Source organism: Actinacidiphila alni (genome assembly GCF_900112845.1).
Classification (GTDB): Bacteria; Actinomycetota; Actinomycetes; order Streptomycetales; family Streptomycetaceae; genus Actinacidiphila; species Actinacidiphila alni.
Genome location: NZ_FONG01000018.1, coordinates 168,496 through 178,266 on the forward strand (window position 1 = coordinate 168,496; position 9,771 = coordinate 178,266).

Sequence of the window (9,771 nt, forward strand, 5' to 3'; positions counted from 1 at the left end):
CAATGGAAACAACTGCTGAACGTAGTCTTACCCACGATGTGCGCGCTGATGACACCGCTGTCCCCGCCCCCAGAATGACGAACCCCCCTCAGGATTCGTGGCAGTCGTCTTATAACAGCGATGAGAAGCCGTCGTACATCCATCCGAACGAGGTCACCCACGCGCAAATTTGGACACTTCGCGCACACCTTGTACACAATATTGAAGGATTCATGGGGAACCTATGACGATGCTGACGCGCCCGTTGGGGCACGATCGTTCCGTTCCACGCACGGCGACAAAGGTTCACAGCTCGGGGGGAGCGGCATCAAGGTGGGATCGCGATACAAGGTGCTCGCGGGCGCCGCGGCGGCGATCAGCGTCGTCCTCACAGGTACTGCGTCAGCCGCGGAACAGGCTCCCGACCCGCGTGAATGGCCGCTCGACGCTCAACACTTCGATGCCACCAAGGCATGGGAGCTCAGCAAGGGCGCCGGCATCGTCGTTGCCGTGGTCGACACCGGCGTCAATTCCCACCATCCTGATCTGACAGGGCGTGTGCTTCCCGGTGTCGACCTCACGCTGGGGGCGGCGGACGGTCAGGTGGACGTCTCGCCGGACTCACATGGGACGTCCGTCGCCGGTGTGATCGCCGGAAACGGTGGTCCGTCGGGTCGGGGGATGTCCGGATTGGCTCCGGAAGCGCGGATACTGCCCGTCCGCGTGAGCAACGGCGAGGGCGTAAACGCCCTACCGCTGGCTCAGGGCATCGTGTGGGCAGCGCGCCACGGAGCGGCAGTCATCAACGTGTCGATGGGGATGGCCTCGGCCGACCCGCAAGTGCGCGAGGCCGTCGACTTCGCCGAATCCCACGACGTCGTCGTTGTCGCCGCGGCAGGCAATGCGGGCGCCACCGGCAATGTTCCTCAGTATCCGGCTGCGTTCCGCGGAGTCGTGGCCGTCGCGGGCAGCGACCGAAGTGGCGCCCCCTGGGTCCACAGCGAATCCGGTCCCTTCGTCTCACTCAGTGCACCGGCGACAGGGATCTGGTCCGTCAAGAGCGGCGGCGGCTATCTGACGGCTGACGGGACCAGCTACGCCGCTCCCTATGTCGCGGCAACTGCTGCCTTGCTGCGAGCGAAGTACCCACGAGAGACAGCGAGTCAGATCATTTCCAGGTTGGTGGGCTCCGCGGACCGTCCCCGTCACAGCGCCGGCCGCGACGACCGCTTCGGATTCGGCATCGTCGACCCGGTCAAAGCCCTGGAGGCGCCGACACCCTCCGCCGCCTCCGACCCTCTCAAGGTTCCCCCGGCCAAAGCCTCCGGAACGGCTCGTGCGGTCGGCAGCTCCTCGTCCGCCTTCCCTATTGCAGGCGTCGTCGGCGGCGGCGCGGCTGCCGCTGCTGCGGCGACGTTCGTCGTCGTACGCCGCCGGTCCGCCCGCCCGCGAACGGACCCGCCCCGATGAACCGTCGCGCGGCCACATCGGGGCGGACCATGAGGAAAGCGCTTGTCCACCACCGCAAAGGGGTCGCTGCCGCCGGAGTCGTCGTTGCCGTCTCCGCGACATGGATTTTCCTGGGCACGAGCCGGCCGAAGACGACGGTCACCGCCGAAAATGTGTCACAGAACCTGCGCGCTTGCTTGGTGACAGGCCCGACGGGAGCCCAGGACGCGCCTCTCGTACAGGGCAGTTGGGACGGCCTGCAGGAAGCTGCAAGTCATAGCAAAGTCAATGCACAGCGCTTCTCCGTCCCGGACGTCAAACCCGACGTGGCACTCCCGTACATCAACGGGGCGGTTCAGCAAAAATGCAAGGTGATCATCACCGTGGGCCCGTCCATACTGGCTGCGACAGAATCTGCAGCCGCCGCCAATCCCCGTCAGCGCTTTGCCATTGTCGGATCGACCAGCACACGGACCGGCGTCACGACAGTAGCGGCGACGGACGGCTCAACGGCGAAAGCCGCGGTGTCCAGACTCGTCAGTGGGCTCGTCTCCGCCCACTGAGGCCGAGCCGACCCCCACGCCGCGCGGCCCGCGCCCCTTCGAGGGGGGCGCGGGCCGCGCGGCGTGGGGGTCGGTGTACGGCTTAGTTGGGAGTGCCGTAGATGTGCATGCCCGGGACGTGGAGATTGCCGCCGAACTGGGCCGCCTGGATGACCGTGGCGTTGGTGAAGAAAAGCTCGGGGAGGGTCAGCGGCGGGGGCGCCTTCGGGGTGAAGGTGATGGGGATCAGGCCCAGCAGATTGCCGCTGAGGGACTCGGTGTAGAGGGTCACCGTGCCGCCGGTGAACTTCGACGTGGAGCCCTTGGCCGCCTCGACGTTGGTCTTGGTGCCCTTGGGACCGTCGACTATCTGGTGCAGATTGTCGATGTCGATGCCGGAGACGGTGAACTTCAGGACGTCCTTGACCGCGCCGCTGTGCGTCTTGACCTTGACGATGCCGTGGTACGACAGGCCGTGCAGGGTCAGCTTGGTGGTCTTGAGCACCCACGGGTCGTCCGGCAGCAGCGGGATGCCCTGCTCGACGTCGGCGTCGGCGAGCGCCTTCGCGTCGTACGTGGGGCACGGGTAGCCCTGCGCGTCGTCGCTGCCGCTCTTGGTGCCGGCGGTGTCCGTCGGGGACGGCGTCGCCTTGTCCTTGGCGGCGTCGAGCGCGTCCTTGGTGTCCTTGGCCGCCTTGTCGGCGCCGCTGGTCGCACCGTCGACGGTGTCCTTGACGGTCTTGCCGACCGTCCCCACCGGGTCGTCGCCCTTGGCCGGCGCGGACGCCGACGGCGAGGAACTGGGCGTCGGCTTCGCGGTGGTCGGCGCGGGCGTCGGGGCCTGGGTGGTGGGCGCGGTCGTCGGCGTCTTGCCGCCGCCGAGCAGCCCGGTCACCAGGTCGCCCAGACCCAACGGGTCCCACGGGTTGAACGACTTGGTCGGGCTCGGCGTGGCACTGGGCGTGCTCGACGGGGTGGCCTTGCCCGCGGACTTGTCCTGGGTCGTGGGCGCCTTGGCGGACTCGGTGGGCTTGGGCGCCTGCGGGCTCGTCGTCGGGTCCGGGCTCGGGCCGGTCGACGGCTTCGGCGACTCCTGGCCGCTCTTGTCGCCCTGGCCGGTCTTCGACGTCGACGTGCTGTCGTCCTTGGCCTTGCTGTCCGCGGCGCTCTTGGACGCCGACGGGCTCGGGGTGTCGGACTGGGTCACACAGGGGCCGGCCTTGTACGGGCCCTTGGGCATCTCGTCGGCCTGCGCGAAGTGCGGCGTGAAGCCCATGCCCATCAGCACCGCCGTGGGCATGGCCGCGAGAGCCACCGCCTTGCCCGCGGGAATGTGCAGCTTGGTCAACAGGGGCTTCCGGGGGGCCGCGTGCCGCGGTCCCGAGGTGGCCCTGTTACGGGACCCGTCGCTCTCGGCCGGCTGAGCGTCGTCACCCAGCACGGTGCCTCCCGTTCTCCTCGGTGGTCTCTTCGTCGGGCCGCGCTCCCGCGTGGACCGGCTCGGGCTGTCCGTAGCCCTCCACGGGCTCGTGGGGCCCCTGGGACTGCTCGGGCAGGGTGGGCGGGGCAGGAGGAGCGTTCTCGTCGCCGCCGCCCTCAGGGGCGCCGTCGGGCAGCTCCGCCTTCTCGCCCGGTTCGTCGGTCGCCGGGACGCCGGGCGCCCAGGAGACCGCGAGGGCGCCGCCCAGCAGCGCCAGCAGGAAGCCGATCAGGAAGCCGCCGAAGTTGGACACCACCAGCGAGACCAGCGCGAGCAGGATCGACGCGACACCGGCGAAGATCCGTACCGCGCTCTGGAACCACATGGTGAGGCCGAGCACGAACAGCAGGACGCCGATGATCAGCGAGCCGGAGCCCGCGGTCGTCGCCATCCGGACGGTCAGTTGGCCGAGCGTGAGGTTCGCGTACGGGAAGTAGGCGATCGGCACGCCGGCGAGGAGGGTCAGCAGACCCGCCCAGAACGGGCGCCCCCAGCGCCAGTGGCGGAACGACAGCCGCCAATAGCGGAGACGGGCACTCAGTCCTGTTGACTCGGCGCTCATAGGAAACAGCTCCCTGGGACTGGCTTTGCGAAAGATCGATCGGTGGGACGGGTGAGCCGCGTCCCGCGCGGCTCACCCTCACCACTCAGGGGGTGCTTAGTAGCACTCCACCGAGGAGCCGGAGCCCTTGTGGACACCGAGGCTCAGGCCGGACAGCGTGAACGTGCCCGCGCTGGTCGCCCAGGCGGTCTGCTGGACGCCGTACAGGTCGGCCGAGTCGGCCTCCTGCGCGAACGAGCCCGGATCCGTCATGTCCTTGTCCTTGACACCAGGGCCCTTGGTGCTGTCACCGGCTGCGACACCGATGTTGATGTTGTTGAACTGCGCATCGGCGTCGAGCTGGTCGAGGTCGATGTACAGGTTCTTCGCGGTGACGTCCTTGCCCTTGTCACCCGCGGTCAGCTTGAGGGTCACGTCGCCGATCGGCGTCGGGATGACCACGGACTGGCACAGACCGGTAATCGTGGCGTCGGTGAACGCCGACACCGCGACCGGGACGTACTTCTTGCCGTGCTGCACGTCGAGCGCGCCGTACTGCTCGAAGCCCTCACCGTGCAGGTGCTTTGCTGTCACTTTGAACTGCTGGCCGGACACTGCGAAGGACGCGGCCAGCGCACCCTGAGCGATGGCTATGCCAACCGCGGCCGTGGCCGCGACACTCGGCACCATGACGACGGCGAACCGCCGCCATCTGGTACCGCCACGAACGAGCGACTCCATATTTCCTCCTTCTCGGACGTACATCTCCGGCCGGGATGTTCAGTCCGGGCCTGGGATGGGAGAAGTGCTACGTCCTCGGGAAGGAGAGCGCCGGCGATCGGCGAGCCGTCCCTCCTTCTCAGGAGTGCGGACGGCGGTGTCCGAATCTTCGGCGATCACCCCCGAGCGACAACCACTGGCCACGCTCTCGCGCAACCTGGTGGGACAGGCTCCACCGGTGGGCGAAGACCCCCCTGTCCCGGAGCGGCGGCATGTGCCGTCCGCACCCACTCGGCGGGGACCCGTGACCGTGGCGCCGACTGGCGGCCGGGCTGTGGCAACGGACCGAGCTTGAGCGATCGTGGTCCATTCCCGCGCCGGGCACAAGGGGGTTCATTACTAGCGAGTAACGGAAGAGTGTCACAGGTGTGATCACCACGGGGAGTGATGTCACGCGGAGTAATGAAGAGCGACCCGTGAAATTCAGACATGCATCGCAATGTCGGATAAAGCGGCACCGGGTTCTTACCAGAGGTAACGGCGACCGCCGATTGTCACGGTTTGATAAAGAGCGGTCGCCGAGTCGCTAAATCGTTGAGTACGGACGGGGTGCGGGCCGCGCGGACCGGCCGGTAACTGACCGGCGGGTCAGCTCGGTGCGGCACCCCCGCCGGCTCAGAACAGCACCCTGGCCAGGGCCGTACGCGCGGTGACGACGCGGGGGTCGTCGGGCCCGATCACCTCGAAGAGTTCCAGCAACCGCAGCCGTACGGTGTCCCGGTCGTCACCCGCGGTGCGCCGCACGGTGTCCACCAGGCGTCCGAAGGCGTCCTCCACATGCCCGCCGACCAGATCGAGGTCGGCCGCGGCGAGCTGCGCCGGGACGTCGGAGGGTGACGCGGCGGCGGCCGCGCGGACCGCCTGCTGGTCGGCGCCCTGCACCCGGTCGAGCAGTTCGGCCTGGGCCAGGCCCAGCTTGGCCTCGGCATTGCCGGGCTCGTCGGAGAGCACATTGCGGTACGCCTGGATGGCGCCTGCCAGGTCGCCTTCGTCCAGCGCGTCGTGCGCGGCGGACAGCGCCAGCTCCTGCGGGGTGGCCGGGCGCGGCGGCGCCTCGGCGGCCGGGGCGGCGGCCTCGCCGGGGTCGACCTCGGCGCCGACGATGCCGAAGCGCTGCTCGGCGACGGCGATCAGCTGGTCGAGCACCTCGGTGATCTGGTCCTCGGGGGCGCTGCCCTGGAAGAGCGGCATGGCCTGCCCGGCCAGGATCGCGAAGACCGCGGGCACGCCCTGGACGCCGAACTGCTGGAAGAGCATCTGGTTGGCGTAGACCTCGGCGGTGCCGAGGACGAACCGGCCGCGGTATTCGGCGGCCAGCCGCTCCAGTACGGCGTTGAGCTGCTTGCTCTGCTCGGCCTGGTCGGCCCAGAAGCTGATGACGACCGGGACCTCGGCGGAGCGCTGCAGGACATCGCTCTCGAAGGTCTCCTCGGTCACCTCGATGACGAGCGGGGAGGCGGCGGTGGCGGAGGCGTTGGCGGGGTCCTGCCGCTGCGCCCTGGCCTGCTCGGCCTTCGCCTTGGCCTCACCGGCCGCCTTCACCGCGGCGAGGTCGACCACGCCGCTCATGGACATGTTCCGTGGCTGCATGAGGCCAATCCTCCCCCCTCGCGGTACCGAACGTGCACAGACCCCGGGACTGGGCCCGGATCCGGTGAAGCCGGCCGTGTTGACTGCGTACTGCTGGTCGTACGGATCCCCATCCGCACATGTGGTTGTCGCGAGCCGGTGCGAGCCATGACGGGCCGCGTGTTTCGCTACGGGTCGTAGCGTAACTTCCCCCGGCCGGGCGTGTGGCGGTCACCCCATGTGATACCGATCACTCGTCACGTAACCTACCGGCCGGTATGGTCCGCCCTATGGAGCCGCCCACCCCTCACAAACGCACCGGACGCCCGAGAAGTGCCGAGGCGGACCGGGCGATCCTCGGCGCCACGCGCGAGGCGCTGGTCGAACTGGGCTGGGGAAAGCTCACCCTGAGCGATGTGGCGGCCCGGGCCGGCGTCGCCAAGACCACGCTCTACCGCCGCTGGGCGGGCAAGAACGAACTCGTCGTGGACGCCATCGCCGCCCTCTTCGAAGAACAGCTCGACCTGCCCGACCTCGGCAGCCTCCAGGCCGACATCCGCGGCGTCGTCCTGCGCTTCGCCGGCCTCCTGGACCACCCCGCCATCCGCACCGGCCTGATGGCCGTCGTCGCCGAGGCCACCCACGACGACGCGCTGCGGCTGCGCATCCGCGAGGCCATCGTCGACCGCCAGAAGCACCTCGTCCTCCTCGGCCGCGCCCGCGCCCAGTCCCGCGGCGAGATCCCCCCCGACGACACCGACCCCGCCCTCACCGCCCGCGACGCCGACCTCATCTTCGACGTCATCGCCGGCTCCGTCGTCCACCGCGTCATGGTCAGCGCCACCCCGGTCGACGACGACTGGGCCGACCGCCTCGCCCTCCTCCTGGTGCTGGGCCTGAGCGGCGTGCGGCGATAGGAAGCGGATGCCGCGCCTCCACGCGCGGTAATTTGCGGAATCTTTGAGAGATCTTCACAGGATTCACAAAGAACCCTATAGTCACGTAGGCCTCGTCCATCGGACGGGCGCGTGCCATCCGGGGGGGGTAGGCCGATCGGTTTGGCACGCCTTCACGCATGCGCACGCTTGGCGAAATGCGTGGGGGGTTGTACTCGAATGAGTTTCACAGTCAGAGAGTCCGTGCGCCGGGTGGCGCTGCGGACCGCGGGCTGGTCGGCAGCGGCGGCACTGGCCGCGCTCGCTGTCGTGATCGCGCCGGGCGCACACGCCGAGCGCTCCGGCAGCGCACCAGCAGCAGACCGTGCCACGACAGCTACCGACGGCGCCGACGTTCACGCCGTGGCGGGCTCCGCGCCGATGCTGCCGCTGTTCGGCCGCACCACGGACGGTCATCTCCGTGCGTACGAGCCGAAGGGTTCGGGCGGAGGTCTGCAGGCGTACGTCGACCTGGGTGGCGGTTACTCCACCGCGACAGCTCTGTTCCGCCTGCCGGTCTCAGGGGACGGCGGCGCGCAGGACCTCTACATCCGGATGAACAACGCGCTCTACTACACCGCCGAGCGCGGCACCGAGACCAAGCTCATCGGCACCGGCTGGGACCAGTTCAATCTGCTGATGTCCCCCGGGAACATGGGCGGCGCCGCCCAGCCCGACGTCATCGCGCGGGACACCGCGGGCGCCCTGTGGCTCTACCAGGGCAAGACCGACGGCACCTTCCTCACCCGCGTCCAGGCGGGTACGGGCTGGAGCGGCATGGATGTGCTGGCCGGTTACGGCGACTACACCGGGGACGGGAAGAACGATCTGCTGGCGCGTACGCCGGCGGGGACGCTCTACCTCTACCCGGGCACGGGCAGCGTGACGGCCAACGCGATCCTCGGCACCCGGGTCACAGTGGGCACGGGCTGGAACGCGTACAAGACGCTGGTGTCCACCGGTGACAACGACGGGGACGGCAAGCCGGATCTGATCGCCTCGGACAGCGCGGGCGCGCTGTGGCTGTTCAAGGGCACGGGCAAGGCGTCGGCGCCGTTCGCGGCGCGGGTGCAGATCGGCACGAGCGGATGGGCGGGGTTCAATGCGTTCTTCTGACCTGGCCCGCGGCCCGCGCCGCAGGGGGAGATGGTCGCGGGTGCTGTCCGCGACCGCGGTGGCGACCGCGACGGCCGTCCTGCTGGCGGGTTCCGCCACGGTGGCCGCGGCGAACACCGCGCCGGTGGCGACCGACACGACCGGTGACTACGACCTGGACGCCGCCGCGAAGGTCCGGGCCGCGCAGTGCCTGATGACCACGATGCAGCGCAAGGGCGGCCAGAATCTCAAATCGGTCGCGCGCACCGGTCTGAACGGCTCCGACGCCGATCTGCTGGCCGCCGCCGACCCCGAGTACTTCAAGGACCCGGAACCGCCGCTGGCCGTCGCCTTCGACAAGGACCGCGACTACGCGGACGCGAAGATGGACCAGCTCTACGACCGGAATCTGGAGTGGCAGAAGTCCCTCGACTACCCGAACACCCCGTCCGGCTACACCTATGCGGGCTTCCGCTGGATCGAGTGGGACCAGAACCCCTTCCACACCACGGGTCTGTCGGGCTGGATATCCGACCAGTTCTGGCAGTCCGAGGACGACCTGTTCACGCAGGACCAGACGCCGTTGGCGAGTAAGGAGTCGGTGGACGCGGTCAACGCGATCGCGAAGGCCCGCTACACCGACCAGTCGCGGGACTACGACGACCTGCGCGCGCTGGACGACATGACGTTCATGCACCCGATGTACGCCGACGACGCGCGGATCTTCCTGCAGAACGGCGGTTTCCCGACCACCGCGCCGGCCCCGGACACCATGGAGTTCCGGCTCGACGTGGAGGCTTTGAAGGCGCGGTTCGCGTCGTGCAGCACCGAGAACCCGCCGGACCCGCACCATGTGCTGGGCGCCGAACTCGTCGCCGCCTCCACCGAGTGGCAGGCCGAGATCAACGGCCAGAAGACGCAGCGCGACACCATCCTGGGCGCCGAGGCCGCCGCCAACGCCGACCTCCAGGTCGCCACCCAGGCCCTCGGTGAGGCGCTCGGCCAGTCCACGATCGCGAGCCGGCTCACCGACTGGCAGACGTACTGGCTGAAGCAGACCCCGGCCAGTGCGGGTCTCGACTATCCGACCACCGCGCAGTTCGCCAAGGCCAAGGCGGATATCGTCAAGGCGCAGGCGATGGCGCTGGGCGAGCTGTTCGTGGCGTCGCGGGCCGCGCAGGACGCGCGGGCGCAGGCCGCCAAGGCCGACACCGCCCAGCAGGCCGCGTACGCCATCGCCGACAACGCCGGGCAGCCGCGCGGCCGCGGACTGCTCTACGGCCAGCAGGCCGCGCAGGTCACCAAGGCGTCCGCCGCCGCCGCGACCGCGGTCGCCAAGGCCACCGAGACCGCCTCCAACGCCACCCGCGCCTCGGCCGCCGACAGCAAGACCCAGATGGC

Annotated in this window: 8 protein-coding genes and 1 pseudogene; 5 read left to right on the forward strand and 4 right to left on the reverse strand. The window is 69.3% G+C overall.

What is annotated here, in order from left to right:
• The first annotated feature begins 312 nt into the window (after window positions 1-312).
• A complete protein-coding gene (mycP, locus tag BM076_RS26370; RefSeq protein ID WP_177246619.1) occupies window positions 313-1,449 on the forward strand; it encodes a type VII secretion-associated serine protease mycosin in 1,137 nt (378 codons plus the stop codon).
• The gene (locus tag BM076_RS36225) at window positions 1,446-1,991 is read left to right on the forward strand and encodes a type 1 periplasmic-binding domain-containing protein (RefSeq protein WP_143120650.1); all 546 of its coding nucleotides are present in this window, start codon (window positions 1,446-1,448) and stop codon (window positions 1,989-1,991) included. The genes mycP and BM076_RS36225 overlap by 4 nt, the downstream gene beginning before the upstream one ends.
• 82 nt (window positions 1,992-2,073) lie before the next feature.
• On the opposite strand, the gene BM076_RS26375 is transcribed toward BM076_RS36225, so the two are convergent.
• From BM076_RS26375 to BM076_RS26395, 4 genes are all read right to left on the reverse strand, one after another.
• Window positions 2,074-3,318 carry a superantigen-like protein SSL4 gene (locus BM076_RS26375; protein WP_322936251.1) on the reverse strand — a complete coding sequence of 415 codons (1,245 nt, stop codon included), beginning with the start codon at window positions 3,316-3,318 and terminating at the stop codon, window positions 2,074-2,076.
• Window positions 3,319-3,400: 82 nt separating this feature from the next.
• Window positions 3,401-4,012 carry a DUF6114 domain-containing protein gene (locus BM076_RS26380; RefSeq protein ID WP_093716187.1) on the reverse strand — a complete coding sequence of 204 codons (612 nt, stop codon included), beginning with the start codon at window positions 4,010-4,012 and terminating at the stop codon, window positions 3,401-3,403.
• Window positions 4,013-4,108: 96 nt separating this feature from the next.
• Window positions 4,109-4,732 carry a DUF6230 family protein gene (locus tag BM076_RS26385; RefSeq protein WP_093716188.1) on the reverse strand — a complete coding sequence of 208 codons (624 nt, stop codon included), beginning with the start codon at window positions 4,730-4,732 and terminating at the stop codon, window positions 4,109-4,111.
• 654 nt (window positions 4,733-5,386) lie between these two features.
• The gene (locus BM076_RS26395) at window positions 5,387-6,361 is read right to left on the reverse strand and encodes a tetratricopeptide repeat protein (RefSeq protein ID WP_093716190.1); all 975 of its coding nucleotides are present in this window, start codon (window positions 6,359-6,361) and stop codon (window positions 5,387-5,389) included.
• Window positions 6,362-6,630: 269 nt separating this feature from the next.
• Between BM076_RS26395 and BM076_RS26400 the strand changes: the two genes are divergently transcribed.
• From BM076_RS26400 to BM076_RS26410, 3 genes and pseudogenes are all read left to right on the forward strand, one after another.
• The gene (locus BM076_RS26400; protein WP_093716191.1) at window positions 6,631-7,257 is read left to right on the forward strand and encodes a TetR/AcrR family transcriptional regulator; all 627 of its coding nucleotides are present in this window, start codon (window positions 6,631-6,633) and stop codon (window positions 7,255-7,257) included.
• A gap of 198 nt (window positions 7,258-7,455) precedes the next feature.
• Window positions 7,456-8,391, forward strand: a complete 936-nt coding sequence (locus BM076_RS26405; RefSeq protein WP_107416989.1) for an FG-GAP repeat domain-containing protein — start codon at window positions 7,456-7,458, stop codon at window positions 8,389-8,391.
• A gap of 40 nt (window positions 8,392-8,431) precedes the next feature.
• A pseudogene (locus tag BM076_RS26410) lies at window positions 8,432-9,771 on the forward strand (hypothetical protein); the annotation flags it as partial.